Annotated in this window: 23 protein-coding genes and 1 pseudogene; 8 read left to right on the forward strand and 16 right to left on the reverse strand. The window is 67.2% G+C overall.

Features of this window, described 5'->3' with window-relative positions; genetic code table 11:
• The first annotated feature begins 31 nt into the window (after positions 1-31).
• Complete coding sequence (locus CFB40_RS30510; protein ID WP_039367952.1) at positions 32-820, forward strand: IclR family transcriptional regulator; 789 nt, start codon at positions 32-34, stop codon at positions 818-820.
• 384 nt (positions 821-1204) lie between these two features.
• Here the strand turns inward: CFB40_RS30510 and CFB40_RS30515 are convergent, their stop codons facing one another.
• Both CFB40_RS30515 and CFB40_RS30520 read right to left on the reverse strand, forming a co-directional pair.
• Positions 1205-2320 carry a succinylglutamate desuccinylase/aspartoacylase family protein gene (locus tag CFB40_RS30515; protein WP_089433398.1) on the reverse strand — a complete coding sequence of 372 codons (1116 nt, stop codon included), beginning with the start codon at positions 2318-2320 and terminating at the stop codon, positions 1205-1207.
• Between the two features lie 60 nt (positions 2321-2380).
• Complete coding sequence (locus CFB40_RS30520; RefSeq protein WP_089433399.1) at positions 2381-3154, reverse strand: transporter substrate-binding domain-containing protein; 774 nt, start codon at positions 3152-3154, stop codon at positions 2381-2383.
• A 135-nt stretch (positions 3155-3289) separates the two neighbouring features.
• Here CFB40_RS30520 and CFB40_RS30525 point away from each other — a divergent pair, with 135 nt between their 5' ends.
• Positions 3290-4210 carry a LysR family transcriptional regulator gene (locus CFB40_RS30525; RefSeq protein ID WP_089428962.1) on the forward strand — a complete coding sequence of 307 codons (921 nt, stop codon included), beginning with the start codon at positions 3290-3292 and terminating at the stop codon, positions 4208-4210.
• A 46-nt stretch (positions 4211-4256) separates the two neighbouring features.
• Here CFB40_RS30525 and CFB40_RS30530 read toward each other — a convergent pair whose 3' ends face one another.
• From CFB40_RS30530 to CFB40_RS30585, 12 genes and pseudogenes are all read right to left on the reverse strand, one after another.
• Positions 4257-5588 (reverse strand): MFS transporter, encoded by a 1332-nt coding sequence (locus CFB40_RS30530; RefSeq protein WP_089433400.1) that lies wholly within the window; start codon positions 5586-5588, stop codon positions 4257-4259.
• Positions 5589-5643: 55 nt separating this feature from the next.
• Entirely contained in the window at positions 5644-6834 is a 1191-nt protein-coding gene (locus tag CFB40_RS30535) for a M20 aminoacylase family protein (RefSeq protein WP_089433401.1), read from the reverse strand.
• A gap of 166 nt (positions 6835-7000) precedes the next feature.
• On the reverse strand, positions 7001-7933 hold the full coding sequence (locus CFB40_RS30540; RefSeq protein WP_089433402.1) for an amidohydrolase family protein: 933 nt from the start codon (positions 7931-7933) through the stop codon (positions 7001-7003).
• Between the two features lie 2 nt (positions 7934-7935).
• Complete coding sequence (locus CFB40_RS30545; protein ID WP_089433403.1) at positions 7936-9258, reverse strand: MFS transporter; 1323 nt, start codon at positions 9256-9258, stop codon at positions 7936-7938.
• Between the two features lie 11 nt (positions 9259-9269).
• Positions 9270-10508: an MFS transporter gene (locus CFB40_RS30550; protein WP_089433404.1), complete on the reverse strand. Its 1239-nt coding sequence runs from the start codon at positions 10506-10508 to the stop codon at positions 9270-9272.
• Complete coding sequence (locus CFB40_RS30555; RefSeq protein WP_089433405.1) at positions 10505-11785, reverse strand: MFS transporter; 1281 nt, start codon at positions 11783-11785, stop codon at positions 10505-10507. The genes CFB40_RS30550 and CFB40_RS30555 overlap by 4 nt, the downstream gene beginning before the upstream one ends.
• Positions 11782-12828, reverse strand: coding sequence for an amidohydrolase family protein (locus CFB40_RS30560; protein WP_089433406.1), 1047 nt, complete (start codon positions 12826-12828; stop codon positions 11782-11784). Before CFB40_RS30560 ends, CFB40_RS30555 begins: the two co-directional genes overlap by 4 nt.
• A 10-nt stretch (positions 12829-12838) precedes the next feature.
• Entirely contained in the window at positions 12839-13990 is a 1152-nt protein-coding gene (locus CFB40_RS30565) for a porin (RefSeq protein ID WP_089428954.1), read from the reverse strand.
• Between the two features lie 46 nt (positions 13991-14036).
• On the reverse strand, positions 14037-15416 hold the full coding sequence (locus CFB40_RS30570; protein WP_089433407.1) for an MFS transporter: 1380 nt from the start codon (positions 15414-15416) through the stop codon (positions 14037-14039).
• A gap of 86 nt (positions 15417-15502) precedes the next feature.
• A pseudogene (locus CFB40_RS30575) lies at positions 15503-16431 on the reverse strand (SMP-30/gluconolactonase/LRE family protein).
• A 21-nt stretch (positions 16432-16452) separates the two neighbouring features.
• On the reverse strand, positions 16453-17400 hold the full coding sequence (locus tag CFB40_RS30580; RefSeq protein ID WP_089428951.1) for an NAD(P)-dependent oxidoreductase: 948 nt from the start codon (positions 17398-17400) through the stop codon (positions 16453-16455).
• Entirely contained in the window at positions 17400-18098 is a 699-nt protein-coding gene (locus CFB40_RS30585; RefSeq protein WP_089433408.1) for a methyltransferase, read from the reverse strand. The genes CFB40_RS30580 and CFB40_RS30585 overlap by 1 nt, the downstream gene beginning before the upstream one ends.
• A 165-nt stretch (positions 18099-18263) precedes the next feature.
• On the opposite strand from CFB40_RS30585, the gene CFB40_RS30590 reads away from it, so the two are divergent.
• The 4 genes from CFB40_RS30590 (at position 18264) to CFB40_RS30605 (ending at position 21493) form a co-directional block, all read left to right on the forward strand.
• Positions 18264-18974: an IclR family transcriptional regulator gene (locus CFB40_RS30590; protein WP_089433409.1), complete on the forward strand. Its 711-nt coding sequence runs from the start codon at positions 18264-18266 to the stop codon at positions 18972-18974.
• Between the two features lie 187 nt (positions 18975-19161).
• A complete protein-coding gene (acuR, locus tag CFB40_RS30595; RefSeq protein ID WP_089428948.1) occupies positions 19162-19800 on the forward strand; it encodes an acrylate utilization transcriptional regulator AcuR in 639 nt (212 codons plus the stop codon).
• Positions 19801-19845: 45 nt separating this feature from the next.
• Positions 19846-20829, forward strand: a complete 984-nt coding sequence (acuI, locus tag CFB40_RS30600) for an acrylyl-CoA reductase (NADPH) (protein ID WP_089433410.1) — start codon at positions 19846-19848, stop codon at positions 20827-20829.
• A gap of 85 nt (positions 20830-20914) precedes the next feature.
• A complete protein-coding gene (locus CFB40_RS30605) occupies positions 20915-21493 on the forward strand; it encodes a peroxidase-related enzyme (RefSeq protein ID WP_089433411.1) in 579 nt (192 codons plus the stop codon).
• A gap of 45 nt (positions 21494-21538) precedes the next feature.
• On the opposite strand, the gene CFB40_RS30610 is transcribed toward CFB40_RS30605, so the two are convergent.
• Positions 21539-21973 carry a winged helix-turn-helix transcriptional regulator gene (locus CFB40_RS30610; RefSeq protein WP_179255326.1) on the reverse strand — a complete coding sequence of 145 codons (435 nt, stop codon included), beginning with the start codon at positions 21971-21973 and terminating at the stop codon, positions 21539-21541.
• 111 nt (positions 21974-22084) lie between these two features.
• On the opposite strand from CFB40_RS30610, the gene CFB40_RS30615 reads away from it, so the two are divergent.
• A complete protein-coding gene (locus CFB40_RS30615) occupies positions 22085-22705 on the forward strand; it encodes an FMN-dependent NADH-azoreductase (RefSeq protein WP_089428944.1) in 621 nt (206 codons plus the stop codon).
• A gap of 282 nt (positions 22706-22987) precedes the next feature.
• The gene (gene zwf / locus CFB40_RS30620) at positions 22988-24463 is read left to right on the forward strand and encodes a glucose-6-phosphate dehydrogenase (protein ID WP_089428943.1); all 1476 of its coding nucleotides are present in this window, start codon (positions 22988-22990) and stop codon (positions 24461-24463) included.
• A gap of 89 nt (positions 24464-24552) precedes the next feature.
• On the opposite strand, the gene CFB40_RS30625 is transcribed toward zwf, so the two are convergent.
• Entirely contained in the window at positions 24553-25494 is a 942-nt protein-coding gene (locus tag CFB40_RS30625) for a LysR family transcriptional regulator (protein WP_089428942.1), read from the reverse strand.
• Positions 25495-25605: the final 111 nt, after the last annotated feature.

Genomic DNA, 25605 nt, shown 5'->3' on the forward strand with positions numbered 1-25605 from the left:
TCTTCTCGGCTGCACGATATTCCAGGCGCTCATGACAACCGAAGACACTCAGACGAAACCCGGCGACTCCTATGTCCAGTCGTTCGCGCGCGGCCTCGCAGTGATCCGCGCATTCGACGCGGCCCGTCCGGAGCAGACGCTCACCGAGGTCGCCTCGGCCACCGGGCTCACGCGCGCGGGCGCGCGCCGGATCCTGCTCACGCTGCAGACGCTCGGCTACGTCGAGGCCGACGGCCGGCTGTTCCGGCTCACGCCGAAGATCCTCGAGCTCGGCTTCGCGTACCTCACGTCGATGCCGTTCTGGAATCTCGCCGATCCCGTGATGGAACAGCTGTCCGCGCAGATCCACGAAAGCTGCTCGGCGGCCGTGCTCGACCGCACCGAGATCGTCTACGTGCTGCGCGTGCCGACCCGCAAGATCATGACGATCAACCTGTCGATCGGCAGCCGGTTGCCCGCGTACTGCACGTCGATGGGCCGCGTGCTGCTGTCCGCGCTCGACGACGCCGAGCTCGACGAGACGCTCGCGCAAAGCGGCATCCGCGCGCATACGCCGCGCACGATCACCGACCTCGGCGAACTGAAGGCGGCGATCGCGCAGGTGCGCCAGCAAGGCTGGGCGGTGGTCGACCAGGAACTCGAAGTGGGCCTGATGTCGTTGTCCGCGCCGATCCGCAACCGGCGTGGGCAGATCATCGCGGCGATGAATATCAGCGGCAACGCGCAGCGGCATACCGCGAAGCAGATGGTGAAGGAGTTTCTCGGGCCGCTGCAGCAGGCCGCGCAGACGGTGTCGGAGCTGGTGGCGCGGCGGGGGTGAGGCCTGGTCGTCCTTGACCGACGGCAGCCGCACATAGGCCGACCACGGCAGCGTGAAGCACTGCGCCAGTTCGTCGAGTCACCTCGGGCGTACCAGTGCCGGGGAAGATTAGCCAGACACTGTCTGGCTAATTGACATCGCTGCCGAACAGCATGCACGCTCGTCTTCAACCTGTTTCACGACCTTCGCCACAGTGCGTTGCCGTGGACGCACCGCAAAAAAAACGGGCAGCCCTTGGCTGCCCGTATCAACTCCACTTGGTTACAACGTTCTTCTCACGGAACACGGAGCGAACTCCGCGCCGCACAATTTAGTGACGCACGGAAACGCGGTCAATTTGACAAGAACGAAATCGCGTCGCACACGGGTAGGACACCGCGCCGCTCATGCGCCGAGCAACATCCACTTGCGCACCGGCACCGTGCCCGTCACGCGGCCGAGCGGCGCACCCGCCGTGACGAACCGAATCGCGCGGCGCATGTAGAACACGCCATCGGTCCCGCTCGAAATTGTCGTGATCGCGTCCGTCAGCGGATCGACGATATCGAACAGCGGATCGCCGGCGCGGATCGTCGCACCGATCGCCGCGCGGTGCACGAGTATCCCGCTCACCGGCGCATGGAACTGCTCGCTGCCGGCCAGCGGCGTGGCCGGCGCGGCGAGCGGCGGTAGCGGCTTGCGTTCGCCCTGCACCGCGCCGCGCCAGACGAGATAGTCGACGAGCGCATCGGCATCGCGTTCCGCATAGTCGTACGTCACGTCGCGCTGGCCGCGGCACTCGACCGTCACGGCCACGGTGCCGGCCGCCATCGGCGTGCCCGCCGGCAAGTGCTGCCGCAATTGCGACCACAGGAGGTGATGCGCATCGTCGAACGCGTGCCCGCCCGAATCCTCGGCGAGCAGCGACACCTCCGAGCCGAGATAGCGCGCGAGCGGCTCGACTTCCGGCCATGCGGTCTCGCTCGTGTACACATGCATCACCGCTTCGAGCGAACAATGCAGGTCGATCACCACATCGGCGTCGAGTGACAGCTTCAGCAGCGTGAGCTGCAGCGCATCGAACTCCGTGCGCGGCACGATCTCGTCGAGCGCCGCGCCGACGCATTCGCGCACGATCGCGCGATTGCGCTCGCCGTCGTCGCCGAGCCGGTCGCGCGCATGCGCGGCGATCTCCGCGAGCGGCAGGAAGCCGCGATTGAAGTTGCGGCCGCTCGCGAGATCGAAACGGCCGATGAACTGCCCGAGCAGATGATGATTGAGGCCGACCGGGTTCGCCACCGGCACGAGCACGATCTCGGCCGCGAGCCGGCCTTCGGCATCGAGCTGCGCGAGACGCTGCTTCAGGACGAACGCCGCGAGCATCGCGGGCGTCTCGTCCGCGTGCAGCGCGGCCTGCAGGTAGATCTGGCGGCCGGTGTCGGCCGGCCCGAAATGAAAGCTCGTCAGCGTGCGCTGCGTGCCGATCGACGGCGACAGGAGCGGCGTGGTGCGAATCTGCATCGATGGTCTCGAACGAAATGAAAACGAAGAAGCCGGTGAAACGTCGAGGTGGCTCGGCGCTCAGTCGCCGTACGGGTTGAAGTCGAAATACTGCTTCGCGATCCGGTCGTACGTGCCATCCTTCAGCATCGACGCGATCGCGCCGTCGATCGACGCCTTGAGCGCCGTATCCGACTGCCGCATGCCGATGCCGACGCCGCGATCGCCCAGGTCGAGCGGTGCGCCGACGAACGCGAAGCCCTTGCCCTTCGGCGTGCGCAGGAAGCCGTAGTCGGCTTCCACGGTGCCGAGCAACGCCGCGTCGAGGCGGCCGTTGACGAGATCGGCGAACACGTCGTCCTGGCTCTTGTACGGCATCACGCTGACACCGGCCGGCGCCCAGTGCGCGAGCGCCCACGATTCGAACTGCGTGCCCGACTGCACGCCGACGCGCTTGCCCGCAAGCGATGCGGTCGTGCTGTCGACGCCGCTGCCAGGCCGCGCGACGAGCCGCGACTTGAAGCGGAACAGCTTCGACGAGAACAGGATCTGCTTCTCGCGCTTCTCGGTGATCGCCATCGACGACAGGATCGCGTCGATCTTGCGCGCCTGCAGCGCGGGAATCATCCCGGAGAATTCGAGCTCGACCCACTGGCAGCGCAACTGCGCGCGGCGGCAGATCTCGTTGCCGAGATCGACGTCGAAGCCCTTCAGGCTGCCGTCAGGCGCCTTCGAATCCATCGGCGGATAGGTCGGATCGATGCCGAGGCGCACGGGGCGCGCATCGAGTGCGTGCGCGGAACCAGCCGCGAGCGCAAGGCATAGGGAAACGAGCGGCAGGAAGGGACGTTTCATGGTCGACGAAGGCGGGACGATGAGCAAACGGCACGAGCCGGACTGCCTGCGATCGTAGTGCGCACGCGCCGCCGGCGGAATCGCCCACTGCCTTATCATGATCACTTTTCCCGATCACCGGCCCCGCGCTTGCCCATGGCGTTCACGCTCTCCCAGCTCCGCATCTTCCAGGCCGTCGTCGAGCACGGCAGCCTGCGCGCCGCCGCACGCGCGCTCGATCTCGCGCAGAGCGGCGTCACGCAGCAGCTGCAGAGCCTCGAGGCGACGCTCGGCGCGACGCTGTTCACGCGCACCAATCGCGGGATCGTGCCGACGGCCGTCGGCCAGCGGCTGCTCGCACGCTCCGGGTCGATCCTCGGCGAATGCGAGCAGGTCGAGCGGGAAATCCGGCAACTGAGCGGCGCGTACGAAGGCACCGTCACGCTCGGCCTCGTGGCCGAACCGCTGATCGATGCGTTCGCGCCGGTGCTGAGCGCGTTCCGTGCGCGCTTCGACAAGGTCGACGTGCACCTGCGTACCGGCACGTCACGAATGATGATCGGCTGGCTGCGGGAAAGCGCGGTCGATTTCGCGATCGCGCTCGTCGCGAAGCAGACCGACACGACCGATCTCGCGGTCACGCCGCTGCGTGCTTCCGCGCCGGTGGTCGTGTGCCGCAACGGGCATCCGGCGATGCATGCGCAATCGCTGGCCGAACTGGCCGACTACGCATGGGTGTCGACGCGCTCGCCGAACCTGAGCGCGGACCCCGTCGTCAACCGGCTGCTCGCGTACTTCGACGTGCACGGCCTGCCGCCGCCGAAGATCCTCGCCACCGTCGAAGGGATGTTCGAGACGCTGCAGCTCGTCACGCAGACCGATTGCCTGTCGCTCGAAACCGAAGCCGTGACGCGGCACGGGCCGTTCGCCGGTGCGCTCGCGAAAGTGCCCGTGCGCGAACAGGCCGAATCGCAGGACATCTGCCTGCTGCAACGCGCGGCCGTGCCGCTGACGCCCGCCGCGCAGGAACTCGCGACGATGCTCGCGTCGTACCTGAGGGTGGTGCGCGGGCGGTAAGCGCGTATTGCCGCCGGCCGCCCGTCGTGCCGCGCTGCGCCGCGTGTCAGTCGATCGAATCCCGCGCCGTCTCGCGCAGCATCGCCACCGCGATCAACGACAGCACCACGCATGCGGCCACGTAACCGGCCGGCGCGAGCTTGCTGCCGGTCGTCTTCACGAGCCAGGTCGCGATCAGCTGCGCGGTGCCGCCGAAGATCGTCACCGCGAGCGCATACGCGATCGAGATGCCGGTCGCGCGCACGTGGCGCGGCAACGACTCGCACATCAGCGCCATTTCCGACGCCGAGCCGAGCGAATAGAACAGCAGCATCAGCGCGGTCAGCGGCAGGATCACCGACAGCGTCGGGTGGTGGTTCATCAGCCAGAACGCCGGGAACAGCAAGGCGACCAGCACGCCGCGGCCGACGAAGATCGGCAGGCGCCGGCTGCCGAGCCTGTCCGACAGCCAGCCGAACAGCGGGCACGTGACCAGCATCACGCAGCCCGATGCGACGCCGACGAACATCGACAGCTTCATCGGCAGGCCGAGCGTGTGGATCGCGTAGGTCGGCATGTAGAACGTCAGGATGTAGGTCGACACCGTACCGCCCATCACCGTGAGCATCAGCAGCAGCACCGTGCGCGTGTGCTTCGAGAACAGCTCGTGCAGCACGCCGCGTTCGATGCCGTGATGGCGGTCGCCGGGCGCATCGTCGGCGAGCCGGCGGCGCAAGAACATCCCGACCGGCGCGATCAGCACGCCGACGAGAAACGGCAAGCGCCAGCCCCAGCCTTCCAGCGCATCCTTCGTCATCGTGTTCGACAGCAGCGCCGCGAAGCCCGAGCCCATCAGCGCGGCGCCACCCTGCGTCGCGAGCTGCCAGCTCGCGCGGAACGCACGGCGCGACGTGCCGCCCTGTTCGAGCAGCGTCGACGTCGCCGCACCGAATTCGCCGCCCTGCGAGAAGCCCTGCATCAGCCGCGCGAACACGACCAGCAGCGGCGCGGCCACGCCGACCTGCGCATACGTCGGCGCGATCGCGATCAGGCCCGTGCCGAGCGCCATCAACATGATCGTCAGGTTCAGCGCGGCCTTGCGCCCCTTGCGGTCCGCATAGACGCCGAGCACGACGCTACCGAGCGGCCGCGTGAAGAAGCCGGCCGCGAACGTCGCGACCGACAGCAGCAGCGACGTGGTCGGGTCGCTCGACGGGAAGAACAGCTTGCCGATCAGCACCGCGAAGAAGCCGTACACGGTGAAATCGAAGAACTCCAGCCAGTTGCCGATCACGGCCGCGGCAATCGCACCGCGCCGCGTGACGGCCGGTGCGCCGGGCGCGCCGGCTTCGGCCACGCCCGTCGACGCGGGGTGCAACGCGAGATGGTCTTTCTGCATCGCTATCCTCTCCTGTCAATGCGCCGGAAGCGCCGGCCGCGCGCCGTCGCCGCGATCACTGCCCCAGGTAACGCTCCACGAGACGCGTCCAGTACGCCGCGCCGATCGGCAGGTTGCGATCGTTGAAGTCGTATTTCGGGTTGTGCACCATGCAGCCGTCCTCGCCTTCGCCGTTGCCGAGCCGCACGAACGAGCCCGGCCGCTGCTGCAGCATGAACGCGAAATCCTCGCTGCCCATCAGCAGGTCGGTCTGCTCGACCACGTGCGCGTCGCCGACGAGTTCGCGCGCGACCTGCGTGGCGAAATCCGTTTCGGCATCCGTATTGACGACGACCGGATAGCCTTCGATGTATTCGACGTGCGCGGTTGCGCCGTAGCTCGCGGCCTGCGTTTCGGCCAGCTCGGTGATGCGGCGCTTGAGCAGCGCGCGCACGTCGGGGCTGAACGAGCGCACGCTGAGTTCGAGACGCGCGCCGTTCGGGATCACGTTGTTCGCGGTGCCCGCGTGCATCGAGCCGACCGTGACGACCGCCGGCTGCGACGGATCGACGTTGCGCGCGACGATCGTCTGCAGCGCCATCACGATGCTCGCCGCGACGACGACCGGGTCGACCGTCAGGTGCGGCCGTGCCGCGTGGCCGCCGACGCCTTCGATCGTGATGATCGCCTTGTCGCCGGCCGACATGAACGGGCCGCGCCGCGTCAGGAACACGCCGGGCGCCGCGCCCGGATGGTTGTGCATGCCGAACACCGCGTCGCACGGGAAGCGCTCGAACAGGCCATCGTCGATCATCTTCTTCGCGCCGCTGTCGACGCCATGCTCTTCCGCCGGCTGGAAATACAGGTGCACGGTGCCGGAGAAGTTGCGGGTCTTCGCGAGGTGCTGCGCGGCGCCGAGCAGCATCGTCGTGTGGCCGTCGTGGCCGCACGCGTGCATCTTGCCGTGCGTGCCGCTCGCATAGGGCAGGCCCGTCGCCTCGATGATCGGCAGCGCGTCCATGTCGGCGCGAATGCCGATGCTGCGCGTGCCGTCGCCCACGCGCAGCGTGCCGACCACGCCCGTCTTGCCGACCCCGCGCGTCACCTGCCAGCCCCACTGCTCGAGCTTCTCGGCGACGAGCGCGGCCGTGTCGTGCTCCTCGTACGCGAGTTCGGGGTGGTGATGGATGTGGTGACGGATCTCGCGCAACCCGCCGGCGGCGGGCATCAGATCCTCGACTTCGGTGAATCGGGTATCGGTGGGCATCAAGGGGCTCCTGCTGTTTGTCTGCGCACGCAACGGGTGCGTGCGGGAAAGCGAGCCACTATAGCGAGCCGATATCGGTTCAATAAGATGCGGAATTTTTCACCGCGATAAGGTTTTTTAATCAGGGTAAGTGCTGATTCCCCGGTTTGGACACGCGGCTGTCGATCTAGGCAAATCCGTACAGCTTCGCCGGGTTCGTGACGAATATCCGCTGCTGCCAGTCCGCACGCCCGATCCAGCCGGCGATCACGTCCAGCAAGCCTGCATCGTCCGGCTTGTCCGACTTCTGCGTCGGGTGCGGCCAGTCGGAGCCCCACAGCATGCGCTCCGGCGCCATGTCGATCAGCGCCTTCGCGACCGGCGCGACGTCGTCGTAGGCAGGCGCGCCCGTCTTGCTGTCGACGTACGGCCCCGACAACGTGATCCACGTATGGCCCTTTTCGACGAGGCGTTGCGCGGTGCGAAACGCGTCCGACGACAGGCCGCCGGGCTGCGGCACATGCGCGATATGGTCGATCACGAGCGGACAAGGCAGCACCGCAAGGTGACGCTCCAGCTCAGGCAGCCGCGCCCCCTGCACGACCAGCTCGATATGCCATCCGAGGTTCGCAATCCGCGCGGCGAGCGGCGCCAGCATGTCGAGCGTCGTCGCGCCCGGATAGCTCAGGTTGAACCGGATCGCACGGATGCCGCCACGATCGAATGCCAGAAGTTCGTCGTCGCTCACGGTGCCGTCGACGACGGCCACGCCGCGCGCGTCGTCGCCGAACTGCGCGAGCGCCGCCAGCGTGCAGCGATTGTCCGTCCCGTACGTCGACGGCGTCACGACCACGTTGCGCTTCACGCCGACGCGCGTCTGCACGCGCCGGTATTGCGCGACGGTCGCATTCGGCGGTCGCAGCGTCGTGCCCGGCGCGACCGGAAACCGATCGTCGTAGATGTGCATGTGGCAGTCGATCGCCCCTTCGGGCAGCCGGAGCGCCGGCCGCTCGATGCCGCTCGACCACGTTTCGTCGGCCGCGGCCAGCCCCGGCAATGCAGCCGAAGCCAGCGTGGCGCCCGCAATCCTGAGGAATTCGCGTCTCGCGATGCGCGCCATGATCAGATGGTCTCCGTCTTGCCGACCAGCTTGCCCGCCGAATGATTGCGCGTGAGCAGCAGCAGCGTCGCGACGCTCACGAGCGTGAGGATCGCGAGCGGCATCAACGCGAGCGCGTAGCTGCCGGTCGCCGCCTTCACCCACCCGTACACGTTCACCATCAGCCCGCCGCCAAGCAGGTTCGCGATCGCATTGACCGTCGCGAGCCCGGCCGCCACGGTGCTGTTGGACAGCATGTCGGTCGCCAGCGCCCAGAACGGGCCCTTGAACGAATACGCGCCGACCAGCACCGCGCAGAGCATGCAGACCGTCGGCAGCAGCGATCCGCTCAGCGACGTCGCGAACAGGCCCACGCCGATCAGCAGCATCGGCACGACCGTGTGCCAGCGCCGTTCGCCGACGCGGTCCGAGCGACGGCCCCAGTAGACCATCAGGACGGAGGCCACCGCGTAAGGCACCGAATTCAGCAGGCCGGTCTCCATGACGGTCAAGCCGAATGACTTCAGCAGCTGCGGCTGCCACACGGACAGCGTGCTGCCTGCCGCGGAAGCGCACGTGTCGACGAGCGCGAGGCACAGCACGTAGCGGTTGCGGAACAGCTGCGTGAGCGGCAGCGACGGCACTTTCTTGCGTGTCTTGTGGCCGGCGGCCAGCGCGGTCGTGAGCCATGCGCGCTCGTCGTCGTCGAGCCACCTGGCGTCTTCCGGCTTGTTCGTCAGCACGAACAGGCACGCGACGCCGAGCAGCACGGTCGGAACGCCTTCGAGGATGAACAGCCAGTGCCATCCGCGCAGGCCCCAGACGCCGTCCATCTGCAACAGCAGCGCGGAGATCGGCGAGCCGATGAAGCTCGCGGCCGGAATCGCGACCATGAACGTCGCGACGATCCGCGCACGATACTGCGCGGGAATCCAGTAGGACAGATAAAGCAGCACGCCGGGGAAAAAGCCGGCCTCGGCCGCACCCAGCAGGAAACGCAGCACGTAGAACGTCGTCGCGTTGTGCACGAGCGCGGTCGCCGCCGACACGATGCCCCACGTGATCATGATCCGCGCGATCCAGATCCGCGCGCCGTATTTCTGCAGCGCGAGATTGCTCGGCACTTCGCAAAAGAAGTATGAAATGAAGAACAGGCTGCTGCCGAAACCGAAGACCTGCGCCGACATCCCGAGGTCATGGTTCATCTGCAACGACGCCATCCCGACGTTGCCCCGGTCGATGAAGGCAAGCAGGTAGCAGATCATCAAAAAGGGAATGAGTCGCCAGACGACCTTGCGTATGGTCCGGCGCTCGATCGCGGACGCTTCCATGAAACCGGTGTGCATGTTGTCTCCGTTTATTGTGCGCCTGAGCGCGTTTCTGTGAACCGTTGCCACGCGATGACCGCGATGACGCCGCACGCGAGCACGGCGGCCATGGCGGCGAAGGTGTGTCGCACGCCGAGCGCCTCGGACGCGCTGCCGACGAGCAGATAACCGAACGGCATCGTGCCGTTGTAGGCCATGCCGTACATCCCGACGAGCCCCCCGCGCACGTGATCCGGACACTGGCGCTGAATGGTCGCGTTCGTCGACGTGGCCGCGAACGTGAGGCTGAAGCCGAGTGCATAGAACGCGGGGATCGATCCCGCCGCATCGGTGGTCGCGGCCAGCACGGCCAGCGCGCCGACGGCCGTCCACGGCGCATACGCGATGAACCGGTGCGACGCACGCGGCCCGAGCGCCGACGACAGCAGCACCGCCGCGCTCAACGACCCGGCGCCGGCGCACGCGAAGAACACGCCGGTAAAGCGCGCCGCGTCGTGAAAGCCCTGGTCCGCGAGCAGCGGCACGAGCGTCTGGTAGCTGCCGGCGAACAGGCCGATGCACGCGAGAATCGGCAGATAGCGGGCCGAGAACGCATCGGACAGCACGTAGCCGACCGCGTCGCGCAGGCCGCTCTCCGCGCGCGACGGGCGATCCGCCGTCGCCGCCCGGATCGACCGCACGCACGCCGCCATGAAGCACAGCGCGAGCGCATAGATCGCGAACGACGTCCTGGGGCCCAGCGTCGGATAGACGACGCCGGCGATGGTCGGGCCGACCATGCGCCCGACGTTGTAGACCATCGTGTTCATCGCGACCGCGTTGGAGGTATGGGTCGCATCCTGGAGGCTCGTCAGCAGCAGCACCTGCCGCGCCGGCGTTTCCACCGCGCTCGACACGCCGATCGCCAGCGCATGCGCGAGGATCAGCTTCACGCCGAGCAGGCCGAGCAGCGACAACGTGAAGAGGCTGCCCGTCAGCAGCAGCGACGTCGTCAACACGCATAACGTCACGCGGCGCGCGTTGGCCGAGCCGATGCGGGAACCCGCCACCGGCGCGACGATCAGCTGCGGCCCGTACAGCAGGAAGTTGAGCAGCGCGAGGATCGCCGCCGAGCCGGACAGGTGATAGATCAGCAGATTCAGCGTGACGTTCTGCGTCCAGCTGCCGAGCACCGACGCGACCTGCCCGCTCAGGTAGCGCCGCAGCGACGCCTCCGACAGCGCGGGAAACAGCCTGTTCACCCACCCCGCCTGCGTAGCCACGTTCATGACAGCGCCTTTCCGCGCGTTTCGGGCGCGAACAGCACGACCGCCGCCGCGGCGATGAACGCGACGATCGTCGTCGCGAGTCCAAGCACGAAGCCGCCCGACGTCGACGCCAGCGCACCGATGACCAACGGCGCGATGAAACCGCCGAGCCGGCCGCCGTTGTACGCGAGGCCCATGAAGAACCCGCGCGATGCCGTGTTGCCGATGATTTCCGCGAGGAACGGGCCGGCACCCGCGAAGATGCCGTTCACGCTGAAGCCGGTCAGAAAGATCGCGGCCATCAGCAGCAACGGATTCGCCGACACGATGTACACGCCGACGGCCAGCGCACCGACCAGCAGGTAGGCCAGGAACATCGGCCGCCGGCCGAGCCGGTCGACCCATGCCGAGAACAGCAGGAACCCGGCGATCGCACCGAACTGAAGCGCCAGCACGAACTTCAGGCTATGCACGAAGTCGAGGTGCTTTACCGTGATGAGGAACGTCGGCGTCCACGTGAATACGCCCCAGTAGAGGTACTGCAGAAAGAAGATGAAGCAGAAGGCGGTGAGCAGGCCGCGCACGTTCAGCTTCTCGCGACTTGCCGTGTCGCGCTTGCGGGCCGGCGACTTCGCGTGCCGGCGTTCGAGCCAGATCGGCGATTCCGGCGTCTTGCGCGCAACCCAGAACAGAATGAAGAACGGCGACGCGCCGATCAGGAACAGCAGACGCCAGCTGTCGCCGGCCAGTCCGCCATGCGCGGCGCCGACGATGCCCGAGATCGCGATCGCGAGAATCGCGCCGATCGGCAAGCCCATCTGCATCAGCGCGCCGCCCTTGCCGCGCCGGCTCGGGTGCCAGGTCTCCGCGATGAGCGCCGCGCCGGCGGTCCAGGTTCCGCCCATGCCGAGCGCGCCGAAAAAGCGCAACGTGGCGAACGCGTGCGCGTCGAGCGCGAATGCGATCAGGCCGGAAAACAGCGAGTAGATGCCGACGCAGAGCAGCGCGGTGCGCACGCGCCCGATCCGGTCCGACACGAAGCCGAACAGAATGCCGCCGACGATCTGTCCGGCCGCCGTGACGCTCGTGAACATGCCGAGCTGCGCCTTGCTCAGCCCGAACTGCAGCGCGAGCGTCGGCAGCAGCAGCGACAACAGGAACGAATCGTAGCTCTCGAACGTCCAGCCGAGCCCCGCGAGCGACAGCGAACGCCACTCGATACCGGTCACGCGCGTGAGCCCTTTTTCCGCGGCTGCGGACGCCATGTCCTGCGTCGCCACGGTTGCACTCGTCTTCATGGGTTGTCTCCGGGAAGCGTGATGCGATACGTCGATGCGGCCGTCCGGCTGAACAGCGCAGCCTTTTCATCGGCCGACATCGCGGACGCGAGTCGTTTGAAGGCGTTCCACAGCACGCGATAGCCGAACATCCCCTTGTCGACGGGGAAGTTGCTTTCGAACATGCAGCGTTCGACGCCGAAGTGTTCGACACACGTGTCGAAATACGGCTGCCACGCCGCCGCCAGTTCCTGCGACGACGGCGGCAGGTCGCGCGCGGCGAAGTCGAAGCCGAACACGGTCATGCCCGCGCCGCCGAGCTTCATGCGCGTGTTCGGCAACGCGGCGAGACGCGCGAGTTGCCGCTTCCATTGCGCATGGACTTCCGCGCGCTGGCCGGCATGGGGACCCACGCCGAGCGGGCCGCCGAAATGGTCGATGACGACGGTGACGTGCTCGCATACGCGCGCGAGTTCGTGCAGGTCGTCGAGCTGCGTGTGATAGACCCACGCGTCGAGCGACAGCCCGTAGCGACCGAGCGTCGCCGCGCCCCGCCGGAAACCCGGATCCGACATCCGGTCGCGCGGCGGCGTCACCGGGCTCGACCGCACGTCGGGGCTCGCATGCCACGCGAGCGGATTGCGAATCCCGCGCAGTCGCCCGCCGGACACCTGCAGCATCGTGTCGAGCACCGCATCGAGTTCCGCGCCGAGCGACAGATCGGCGCCGCCGACGATGGCCTCGCAGCATCGCGTGGGGCCGTACGCGCCGCTGTCGAACATCGCGGCGACGCCGCTCGCGAATTGCACTTCGCCCACCGGCTTGAACGCTTCCGGCCCGCTCGCACGCAACATCGAGCGGCACTGCACGTAGACCGTCGACACGACCCGATGTCCGCTGCGCACGTCCGCACCGAACTCGTCCGCGAGATAGCGACCTGTCTGTCGATCCCACAGGTGATGATGGGCGTCGACGATGGCCAGCTCGGGTTCGAGCACCGGCTCGTCGCGCAAGGCGAGCCACTCGGACCTGACGGGAAGATGGGGCGCGTGAACGGTCTGCATCGCGCTCGCCTTAGAACTTCTGGCGCATGCCGATCACCACGCCCGTCTGGTTGTGATCGGGTGCGACCGTGCCGTAGCCGTTCACGCCGAGCGCGGAACCGCCCTTGTTGCGCGCGAAACCGGCCGTCGCATAGATATCGGTGCGCTTCGACAGCAGATAGTCGGCACACAGCACGGCGAGCCACGGGTCGGCACTGGTCGAATGCACGTCCTGGTAATAGGCGGTTGCCGTGACCACGAACGCCGGCGACACCGCGTATTGCGCGCCGGCCCAGTACAGGTTCGCCGCACTGGCTTCGGAACCGTTCGCGACACGGATCGGGTTCGCCGGCAGGAACGCGTTCGACGCATGGAGGTAGCGATAGCCGGCGAATCCCTTCACCGGCCCGATCGCATACGACGCGGCGGCCGTCGCGCGTCGCTCGGTGCCCGTGTTCGTCGCGACGGTGTTGCTGTTGCGCTGCTCGTACGACACGCTCGCGGCGAGCGGCCCTTGCGCGAACGTCAACGCCCCGCTGAAGAAGCGGCCCGTGAGTTGCGCGCCCGGCACCTCGGCGCCGTACCCGGTGTCGTAGCGGGTGCTATACATGGCCTGCGCCGTCAGCGGACCGAACACGCCGGTGTACTTCGCTGAATTGTCGATACGAGCGGCCGCCGCGTAGTCGAGCGACAGCAACGAATACCGCGACGACGCGCCCATCGGGTCGAAGGCCACGGCCTGTTCGTAGAAGAGCGCATTCTGGCGGCCGAACGTCAACTGCTGGCCCCGGTACGCCAGCCCGACCCACGCCTGCCGGCCGAAAATCCGCGACGTCGTGGCGGCATTCGAACCGAGGCCTTTCGTCGACTGCGCGGTCGTGCCGTCATTGATGTTGAAGCCGTCTTCCAGCTGGAAAATGGCCTTCATGCCGCCGCCGAGATCCTCGACGCCCTTCAGTCCCCAGCGCGAACCGGACAGATTGCCCGACGCTTCGCGCGTCTGCGCGCCGCCGGTGCTCGTGTTGTTGATGTGCTCGATGCCGACGTCGGCAATGCCGTACAGCGTGACGCTGCTTTCTGCATGGGCGCCGCCGCACCACGAGGTCGCGCTCGCGACCGTGATGACGCCGAGCATGAAGCGGGATGTGGGGCGGGTATTGCGGCTGGCCTGATTCGACAACATGGAGTCTCCAAACTGTTTTTTATGGGTGGGGCTGACGAAGGAAAATTCACGGTTCGCGGGCGACAGGCGCTTCGCCGGCGCCCGAGCCCGGATCGCCGAGCCACGCGATGGTCAACGCGCCGAGCAGCAGCACACCCGATACGGCGATGAGCGGCGCGGTGAAGCCGCCGGAGAATTGCTTGAGCGCGCCGATCAGCGACGGCCCGACGAAGCCGCCGAGATTGCCGACCGACACGATCAGCGCGAGTCCGCCCGCGGCGGCACGGCCGGTGAGGAATCCCGACGGGATGGCCCAGTACGTCGCCTGGAACGCGAGGATCCCGCTCACCGTGACGCACAGTGCGATCAGCTTGAAAACCGGCGCATGAATGAAGGCGCTCGCGCACAACGCCACGGCGGCAACCGCCAGCGCACCGGCGACATACGGAATGCGGTTGGCCGCGCGATTGGCAAGACGCGCCCACCAGAGCATCACACCGGCACCGATCGCATACGGAATGGCCGTCAGCCAGCCGACCACCGCGTGTTCGACGCCGAACTGCTTGATGATCTGCGGCATCCACAAGCCGACGCCGAGCGAGCCGACGATCCCGCAGAAGTTGATGAACGCGAGCACGAACACGCGCCAGTTCGTCATCGCGTCGCGCAGTTTGCTGCCGTGCTTCGCGCCGATGTCGCGCTGCTCGAACGCGAGGCGCTTCGCGAGCGACGCCTTCTCTTCGTCACTGAGCCACGCGGCTTTCTCGGGACGGTCGGCCAGCACGAACAGGCACGCGATGCCGAGCATCACGGCCGGTACGCCTTCGATCAGCAGCAGCCACTGCCAGCTGCGCAGCCCGTGCAGGCCGCCGAGTTCGAGCAGCGCACCGGAAATCGGCGAGCCGATCATGTTCGCGACGGGGATGCCGACGAGGAACGCGGCCGTCACCTTCGCGCGCCACTTGCCGGGAAACCAGTGCGTGAAATACAGGTAGATGCCGGGCGTGAACCCCGCCTCGGCGAGCCCGAGCAGAAAGCGCGCCGCCGCAAAGCTTTTCGGTCCGGTGACGAACGCCGTCGCCATCGAGAACAGGCCCCACGTGATCATGATTCTCGCGATCCACACGCGCGCCCCGACCTTCTGCATGATCAGGTTGCTCGGAATCTCGAACAGGAAGTAGCCGATGAAGAACAGGCCGGCACCGACACCGAACTGCTCGGCCGTCAGACCGAGGTCCTTGTTCATCGTGAGCGCGGCAAAACCGACGTTGGTCCTGTCGAGATAGCTGATCACGTAGCAGACGAAGATGAACGGCAGAATGCGCCGGAACGCCTTCGCGAGCGTGCGCTCGCTGGCCGCGTAATCGTCGCCGCCCAGGCGCTCCGCGGACGATGCGTCGGCACGCGGTGCGTCATCGCCGGCACGCAGCGCGTGCGAAATGGTCATGCTTGTCTCCTTCGTCGCGCGACTGGCGGCGCGATCTTTCGGCATACGGGCGGGAAACCGGCGAGCGGCTTCCCGGTTCGCGGGTTTCAGTCCTTGTTCGCGGCCTGTTTCGGCAACGGGCCGGCAATGCGCATGTCCGCTTTCAGGACCGAACCGGACGTCGATTCGGTGATGAAGAGCGTCTTCATGTCGGCGCCGCCGAAGCACACGCTCGTGAGCGACGCCCCTTTCGCCCGGTCAGGATCTCGACGGGCTCCGCGCAGTGGTTGAGCACCCACACGCGGCCGAGCCCCGGATTCGCGACGAACAGGCGGCCTTCGAGATCGACGGTGAGGCCGTCGGGGCCGCTCGGCCCGTGGGACGTGAAGAACGGGCTGACCTTGGTGACCGATCCGTCGGCCTGCAGCGGCATGCGCCACACCGCATTGCCGCGCGTCATCGCGACGAACAGCACCTTCTCGTCGCGTGACAGGACGAGCCCGTTCGGGCTCGGGCAGGTACCGACCAGCATGTCGAGCTTGCCGTCGGGCGAGAGCCGATACACGCGGCCCGTCGGATCGTGCAGCCCGGTCTGCCCCTGGTCGGTGAAATAAAGGTTGCCGGCCGAGTCGAACGTCAGGTCGTTCACGCCCTTGAAGCGCTCGGTGTTGCGGCGCTCGAGATAGGGGCGAATTTCACCGCGCTCGATATCGAGCAGCATCAGGCCGTTCCGGTAGTCGGTGATGATCAGGTGCGCTGCGTCGAAGCGCTTCATCCCGTTGGGCTCGCCGTCGTATTCGACGACGAGCTCCCAGTCGCCCGACGGCGAAATGCGGAAGATGCGCCCGTGCGGAATGTCGGTCACGAACAGATAGCCGTCCGGATCCCAGACCGGCCCTTCGAGAAAGGAATCCGTGACCATGCCGCCGCGATTCGCGCGCGCCCATTCCGTGCGGACGTCCGGCTTGCGAAACTTTTCCGGCATGCGCGTGAACACGTCGGCTTCGCGCACGTCGGGGTTCGTCAGATAAAACATGCGTACCTCGATGTCCAGGGTTCAAGCCGCGCTGTGCGCGCGTTCGTCGAGCACCGCGAGGATGTTGGCGGCCGCGCCCTTGCCCATGTTCACGTACGCGGCATCGCTCACGCCGCCGATGTGCGGAGACAGGATCACGTTGGGGATCTGCTGGAACGGGTGCGGCACCGTCATCGGCTCGACGTCGAAGCTGTCGAGCCCGGCCGCACGCACGTGGCCGCTCGCCAGCGCGTCGGCAAGCGCGGCTTCGTCGATCAGGCCGCCGCGCGCGGTATTGACGAGAATCGCCCCGCGCTTGAAACGCGCGAGCGTGTCGCGGTCGAGCATCCGGCGGTTGTCGGCCGTCAACGGACAATGCAGCGACACGACGTCCGAGTCCGCGTACAGCGTGTCGAGCGGCACGAGCTTCACGCCGGCGGGCGCTTCCTTCGCGAACGGATCGAACGCGAGCACCTTCATGCCGAACGCCGCGCCGATCGCGGCCACGCGCCGGCCGATCGCACCGAGCCCGACGAGGCCGAGCGTGCGCCCGTCGAGTTCGACGGACTTGTGCGTCGACTTGTCCCAATGGCCTTCGCGCATGCGGATATCGAGCTGCGGAACCGACTTCGCACACGCGAGCAGCAGCGCCCAGGCGTGCTCGGCGACGGCGGCCGCATTCGCGCCGACCGCGGCGCGCACCGCGATGCCGCGCACGGCAGCGGCGTCCTGATCGATCACGTCGATGCCGCTGCCGTGCTTCGAAATCACCCGCAGGTTTTCGGCGGCGTCCATGATGCGGGCGTTGATCTTGCCGTACCGGACGACGATCGCGACCGGCTTGTGCTGGGCGCAGAGCGCCACGATGTCGTCCTCGGTCGGTTGCTTGCCGGCGAACACGACGTCGAACTGCGCAAGCATCTCGAGCGCTTGCGGCGCGAGGTCGGCGGCGGTCACCAGGACCACGGGCTTGTGCGAAGCGGCCTGCATCACAGTGCCTCGCCTTCGGCCAGCATGCCGGCTGCGCGCAACTCCTTCTCGACCCAGCCCGGACGAAGGTCGCCCTTGTGGATCGCTGCGATGCGCGCGGTTTCGACGTCGAGCTTCTTCTGCGCCAGATCGACGATACGCGCGACGTCGGCGCGCGCAATGACGACGACGCCGTCGGCGTCGCCGACCACCAGGTCGCCCGGATTCACCGCCGTGCCGCCCAGCGAGATCGGCGCATTCACGCGGCCCGCGATGCTTTTGGTCGGGCCGCACGGATTGAGGCCGGCCGAGAAGATCGGATAGTCGCCGTTGGCCAGTTCGTGCGCGTCGCGCACCGCGCCGTCGATGACGATGCCGGCGATGCCGCTCGCCTTCGCCTGCGCCGCCATGATTTCGCCGAGCAGCGCGCACGAGATGTCGCCCTTGCCGTCGACCACGACGACGTCGCCCGGCCTCGCGACGGCGAGCGCCGCATGGATCGCCAGGTTGTCGCCCGCGCGGACTTCGACCGTGACCGCGGGGCCGGCGACCTTCATCTTCGGCGACAACGGCCGCACACGGCCATGCACCGTGCCGCGACGGCCCGCGACGTCGGCCAGGATCGCGGCCTGGTAGCGCGCGGCCGCCTGAACGAGTTCCGGCGAGACGCGTTCGATGTCGCGAGTGATCGGAGAAGTGCTGGCGGATGGGTTGCTCATGATTCGACCTCGGGTTGCGCGTTGTACTCGGTACAACACTGGTGTACATGGTGAAATCACTATAACCAGAGGGCATACGTCAGGGCACTGGCGTTTACCCTTTTACGTGGTAAACCAGCGTTTTACTCTGTACAATTCCGAGTGAATGTCGACGGGAGAGAAGAAATGGGAAACGACGGGGTCGTTGCCGTGGAAAAGGCGCTTGCGCTGCTGGACTGCTTCAAGCCCGGCGCCGAATCGCAATCGCTCGCGACGCTGTCGCAGGCATCCGGCATGCACAAGACGACGGTCTATCGGCTGATGAACTCGCTTGAGCGAATGGGCTATGTCGTGCGCGCGCAGTCCGGCAACTATTCGCTGGGGCACCGCGTGCTGTACCTCGGCAAGCTGTACGAGCAGTCTTTCCATCTATCCACGGTGGTGGAACCGGCGCTGCATGCGCTGGCCGCGCTCACGAAAGAAAGCGCATCGTACTACGTGCACGACAACGGGCAGCGGCTTTGCCTGTTTCGGGTCGAGCCGTCCGAAGGCCTGCGTGAAACGCGGCTCGCGGGGACGATGCTGCCGCTCGACGACACGGCCATCAGCCAGGTGATCCGTTTCTGGGGGCTCGGCGAACCGATCTATGACAAATCGCCGGCACTGCCCCTCTTCACCGCGGGTGCGCGCGATGTGCACACGGCAGCGTTCGCGGTGCCGGTCTTCGGCGCCGGCGACAAGTTCATGGCGGCGCTGACGCTTTCCGGTCCGGCATCCCGCCTCAGTGTCGCGCACGAGTCGGGCGAGCTGGATCGACCGCAGCTGGATGCGGCCGCCGATCTGTCGCGGAAGCTGGGCGCGAGTGTCGCGCTCTGCGAGCACATCTACGGCAGCTGATCGCCGCCTTGACACCGGCAGGGTTCAGGTCGACGCACCGTTCGTCGCCTGACCGCGGACACGTTCGCACGACGCCACGCGCGGGCCGGGGCGTGACACCCGCAGCGCAGCGCCGACGCGACGGCCCGTCCGACCGGCTCCGCACACGACCCATTGATTTTCGAGACGAACGGTCTATTATTCCGCCATGGACGCTCGAATCGATCCGCCTCGCCGCCGCGGCAGGCCACCCAAGCAGCACGACGACCTCGTCGCCACGCGTGACATGCTGTTGCGCACCGGGCTCGAGATCCTCACCGAAAAGGGCTTTTCCGCCACCGGGCTCGACGAGATCCTCGGGCGCGCCGGCGTGCCGAAGGGCTCCTTCTATCACTACTTCGACAGCAAGGACGCGTTCGGCCTCGAACTGATCGACCGCTACGCCGAATTCTTCGCCCGCAAGCTCGACCGCCATTTCAGCGACCCGGCACGCTCGCCGCTGCAGCGCGTACGCGCATTCATCGACGACGCCCGCGACGGCATGGCCCGCTACGCATACAGCCGCGGCTGCCTGATCGGTAACCTCGGACAGGAAATGGGCACGCTGCCGGAAAGCTTCCGCGAACGCCTGCGCACCACGTTCGAGGACTGGCAACGGCGCCTCGCCGAATGCCTGGCCGCCGCGCAGCAAGCCGGTGAACTGGCCGGCTCGGCCGATCCCGCCGAGCTGGCCGCATTCTTCTGGATCGGCTGGGAAGGCGCCGTGCTGCGCGCGAAGCTGGAGCGCAGCGACAAACCACTGAGCCTGTTCACGCAGTTTTTCTTCAATGGACTACCGCGCCGCTGAATTTTTTTGCCATTAACTAGACGATCGGTCTAGAAAGGAGGACACATGTTTCAAGGCATCGTGATCGACAAGCATGAAACCGGCCAGCAGGCCCGGCTCCAGACGCTGGACGACGCGCAGTTGCCCGCCGGCAACGTGACGGTACGCGTGGGCTATTCGACACTGAACTACAAGGACGGGCTGGCGATCACCGGCAAAAGCCCGGTGGTCCGCAAGTTCCCGATGGTGCCCGGCATCGATCTGGTCGGCGAAGTCGAAGCGAGCACGCACCCGGACTATCGCCCCGGCGATCAGGTCGTGCTCAACGGCTGGGGCGTCGGCGAAATGCATTGGGGCGGCCTCGCGCAGAAGGCCCGCGTCGACGGCGACTGGCTGGTGCCGCTGCCGTCCGCCTTTTCTCCGCAACAGGCGATGGCCATCGGCACGGCGGGCTACACCGCGATGCTGTGCGTGATGGCGCTGGAGCGACACGGCGTGCGCCCCGACGACGGTGAGATCGTGGTGACCGGCGCGGCAGGCGGGGTGGGCAGCGTCGCCACCGCCATCCTCTCCAAGCTGGGATATCGCGTGGTCGCAGTGACGGGCCGCCCCGCCGATGCCGACTACCTGCGGCAGCTCGGCGCGGCGGAGATCCTCGAACGGTCGCAATTCAGCGAGCCCGGCAAGCCGCTGGGCAAGGAACGCTGGGCCGGCGCGGTCGACGTGGCAGGCAGCCACGTGCTCGCCAACGTGTGCGCGACCACGCGCTACCGCGGCGTCGTGACCGCCTGCGGCCTGGCCGCGGGCTTCGATTTCCCCGCGACGGTCATGCCGTTCATCCTGCGCGGCGTCACGCTCGTCGGGATCGACAGCGTCATGTGCCCGCGCGCCGACCGCCTGGAAGCGTGGCGCCGGCTCGCGTCCGACCTCGACGTCGGGAAGCTGGGCGCGATCAGCCACCAGGTCGGCCTGGGCGACGTCATCCCACTTGCCGGGGAATTGATCAACGGCAAGGTGCGCGGCCGCGTCGTCGTCGACGTCAACGCGTGACGCCGCTGACGATCACCCACGCTGCTTCATTCGGACGGCGGCTCGCGCAGCGAGTACGCCCGCGCCACGTTATCCAGGAGACCTCATGACCGCCGCACACACCGCCCCCATCAGCCGCTTTCCCGTGCCCGCGCTCGAAGACTTGCCCGAGGACATTCGCGAACGCATCGCGACCGTCCAGGAGAAGTCGGGCTTCATCCCGAACGTATTCCTGACGCTGGCGCATCGCCCGGACGAGTTTCGCGCGTTCATGGCCTACCATGACGCGCTGATGGACAAGCCGGGCAACCTGAGCAAGGCCGAGCGCGAGATGATCGTCGTGGCCACCAGCAGCGCGAACCAGTGCCAGTACTGCGTGATCGCGCACGGGGCGATCCTGCGCATTCGCACGAAGGATCCGCTGATCGCCGACCAGGTCGCCACCAACTACCGCAAGGCCGATCTCACCGCCCGGCAGAAGGCGATGCTCGACTTCGCAATGAAGGTGTCACAGGCCGCGCATCGGGTGGGCGAAGCGGACTTCGACGCGCTCAAGTCGCACGGCTTCGTCGAAGAAGACGTGTGGGACATCATGGCGATCTCGGCTTTCTTCGGCATGTCCAACCGCATCGCGAACGTGACGAACATGCGGCCGAATGCGGAGTTCTACGCGCTGGGGCGCTGAGCGCACGCGACGTTCGGGGACGCGGCGGGCGGCCGCGTTCCGCCCCTAGCGACTGCGGTAAACGACGCCCTCGCCCGGCTTCGGCGCCGCATCGGCCGCCTCGTCGAAACGCTCGCGCGCTTGCGCGATCGGCTCCTTGTTTTTCTCCGCCCACCTGACGAGCGTCATCACGGGCTCCAGCAGCGTTGCGCCGAGCGGCGTGAGCGCATAGTCGACGCGCGGCGGAATCGTCGGGAACACCGTCCGCGTGACCAGCCCGTCGCGCTCCAGCCCGCGCAATGACAGCGTCAGCATGCGCTGCGAAATCCCTTCGATCTCGCGTTTCAGCTCGTTGAAGCGCCGCGAACCGTCGTTCAGCGTCGCGATGATGTAGAGGCTCCACTTGTCGCCGATCCGGTCGAGGATCTGGCGGGTCGCCTGGCAGCCGTCTTCGCTGGGTCGGGGCATGGTGGCAGGAACATCGATGTGACTGGGGCACAACCCTGTGCGTTCTTGTGGGGCCCGGGCGCGAACCCTAGCATTCCACATGCTTTTCGGTAACTGAGTCATCAAAAGTTACCGGGTTCTCATCTTATCCCGAAAGGAACGCTCATGAGCCGCATCCTGCTGATCACCTCCAGCCCCCGCAGCACCGACAGCCTGTCCACGCGCGTCGCGCACGACCTCGCGCGGCAACTCGCGGCGCGCGACGCAAACAGCACCGTGACGTTGCGCGATCTCTCCACCGATCCGCTGCCGCATATCGACGATGCTTACATCGTCGGCCGCATGCTGCCGCCGGACGCGCGCAACGCGGAGCAAGCGCAGGCCGTCGAGCTGGCGCAAGCGCTGGTCGACGAATTGCGCGCCGCCGACATCGTCGTGATCGGCTCCGCGATGACCAACTTCGGCCCGTCCACGCAGCTGCGCGCGTGGTTCGACCGCGTGATCTGGCCGCAGGTCACGTTTCGCTATGGCGAAAGCGGCGTCGCCGGCACGGTGGAAGGCAAGCAGGTCTATCTGGTCACCGCCAGCGGCGGCGTCTTTTCGGAAGGCCCGTATGCACCGTTCGACTACCAGTCCGGCTATCTGAAGCATCTGCTCGGGTTCATCGGGTTGAGCGACATCCGCGAAGTGCGCATGGAAGGCACCGTATTGGGCGCCGAGGCGGTGCAAGCGGCCATCGCGAAGGCCGGGCATGACGTGCAGGCGCTGGTGGAACAGGCGGGTTGAAACAACCGCCGCGCCCGTCGATCGCCGCACGCGGGCGGCGCCAGCCGACGCCCGCCCTCACGCGCTGGGGCCGAACGGCCGCTCGCCGCTCCCGGCGAGCCAACCCGATGTCAGCGCTCACTCCTGTCCCTTCGACGGCAATACGCCGCCCGGCCGCTTCGCAACAGTAAACGGACACGCACGCAATCCATCAAAAGCGTGCACTATTAGGGTTTTGCCGTACCGGCGCCCGACGCCTCCGACGTTCGTTTCACGTTCCCCGTTTCACACCGCGAACCTCCCATGACGAATCAGCCTACCCAGACCGGAGCCGACCGGCCCGTCGACATGATCATCTTCGGCGGCGGCGGCGACCTGGCCGCCCGCAAGCTGTTGCCCGCGCTGTACATGGCGCATCTGCACTGCAACCTTCCGCCCGAGACGCGCATCATCGCGGTCGGCCGCCGCGACTGGGGCATCGACGGCTATCGCAAGTTCATGGACGAGCAGTCGCGTCCGTTCATCGACGAAAAGGCGTTCGATCAAGCGGCCTGGAGCCGCTTCCTCGACCTGTTCAAGTACGTGCTGATCGACGTGAACGCGCCGGACGACTACCTGCGGCTCGCGGAAGCGGCGCGCGGCGATGCGATCCGCGTGTTCTACCTGTCGACGTCGCCGGAGCTGTTCACCACCATCTGCGACAACCTGTCGGCCGCGCATCTCGTCGACAAGCACTCGCGCGTCGTCCTCGAAAAGCCGCTCGGCCACGATCTCGCGTCCGCGAAGGCGATCAACGATGCGGTCGGCAAGCACTTCGAGGAATCGCAGATCTATCGGATCGACCACTATCTCGGCAAGGAAACCGTGCAGAACCTGATGGTGCTGCGCTTCGGCAACCCGATCTTCGGGCCGCTGTGGCAGGCGCCGAGCATCCGCAGCGTGCAGATCACGGTGGCGGAGACGGTGGGCGTCGGCAGTCGCGCGGGCTTCTACGACCATACCGGCGCGCTGCGCGACATGGTGCAGAACCACCTGTTGCAGCTGCTGTGCATCGTCGCGATGGAGCCGCCGGTGTCGCTCGACCCGGACGCGGTGCGCGACGAGAAGCTGAAGGTGCTGCGTTCGCTGCGGCCGATGGCGGTGGCCGACGTCGCGCGCGACACGGTGCGCGGCCAGTACACGGCCGGCGCGGTCGACGGCCAGCCGGTGAAGGGCTATCTCGAGGAAGACAACGTGCCGGCGGACAGCCGCGCGGAAACCTTCGTCGCGCTGCGCGCGCACATCAACAACTGGCGCTGGGCGAACGTGCCGTTCTTCCTGCGCACCGGCAAGCGGCTGCAGCGCCGCCAGTCGGAAATCGTGATCGAGTTCGCGGATATGCCGTTCTCGATCATCCCGACCGGCCCGCGCCACTACAGCAACCGTCTCGTGATCCAGCTCCAGCCGGAAGAGTCGATCCAGCTGCAGATGCTCGCGAAGGAACCGGGCAGCGGGATGAACATGGTGCCCGTGAGCCTGAACCTCGACCTGCAGCAGGCGATTCCGGAGCGGCGCGCGGAAGCGTACGAGCGTCTGCTGATCGACGTGATCCGCGGCCGCCTCACGCACTTCATGCGCCGCGACGAGCTCGAAGCCGCATGGTCGTGGGTCGAGCCGATCCTCGACGGCTGGAAGCAGCTCGGCGACCGGCCGCGCCTGTACACGGCCGGCACGTTCGGGCCTGCGGCTTCGTCGGCGCTGCTCGCGCGCGACGGGATGTCGTGGTCCGAAGAGGCGTAACCGCCACGCGACGGCGTGCCCCAGTGGGGTACGCCGGATCGCACGTCAAACCGCACGGGGCGTAACCCGCCCCGTCGTCCCGGCCGCCGTTACCGCGGCTCCATCCACGACGCCGCCTTGCGCCGCCCCGGCGCATCGCTGCCGCTGCCGCCCAGCGCTTCGATCAGGTAATCGACGAACGACGCGATCCGCGACGAGATCGCTGTATTGCGGTAGTACACCGCGTGGATCGGCTGCTCGACCTCCAGCGTCTGGCGCGCGAGCACCTGCACGAGCCGGCCCGCGTCGCGATCCTGCGCGGTCATGAAATCCGACAGGCAGACGACGCCCGCGCCATCGAGCGCGAGCTGCCGCAGCGTCTCGCCGCTCGACGAGCGGATGCCCGGCTCGATGCGGCACGGCTCGCCGTCGGTGCCGAGGATCGGCCACACGTTCAGCGATTCGGGCTGCGTGAAGCCGAGCAGCGTGTGCTTGTCGAGATCCTCCACCTTGCGCGGCTGGCCGTGCGCCGCCACGTACTCTGGGCTCGCGAGCATGCGGATCCGGCTGGCGCCGATGCGGCGGCTGTGGAGCGTCGAATCCTTCAGCCGGCCGATCCGGAACGCGACGTCGGTGCGCCGCTCCAGCAGGTCGATGATGCCCTCGTTGCTGTTCAGTTCCAGCTCGACTTTCGGGAAGCGTTCGCGGTAGCCGCGCACGAGCGGCACGATCACGTGCAGCATGAACGGCGTCGCCGCATCCACGCGCAGCCGCCCGGACGGCATCTCGCGCCGCGCGAGCATCTGCTCTTCCGCCGTCTCGACCGATTCGATGATCGCGCGCGCGTCCTGCAGGAACGCGCGCCCTTCCTCGGTCAGCTCGAGCCGGCGCGTGGTCCGGCGCAGCAGCGTGGTCTTCAGCTTCTCCTCGAGCCGCCCGAGCGTGCGGCTCGTCGCCGACACCGTGAGGTCGAGCTGCTGCGCGGCCGCCGTGATCGAACCGGAGTCGACCACGGCGGCAAAGGCCTGGAGTTCGTCGAGCGTAATCTTCATCGCTGCATTCTTGATTTCAAATCAAAACAATTTGGTTTATAGACCTGTTTTTCAGCAAAAGTAAAGTCGGCACACTGCGCTCCATCCTCACCGGACCCTGGAGCACCCGTC

The sequence above is a fragment of the Burkholderia sp. AU31652 genome (assembly GCF_002223155.1).
GTDB lineage: Bacteria > Pseudomonadota > Gammaproteobacteria > Burkholderiales > Burkholderiaceae > Burkholderia.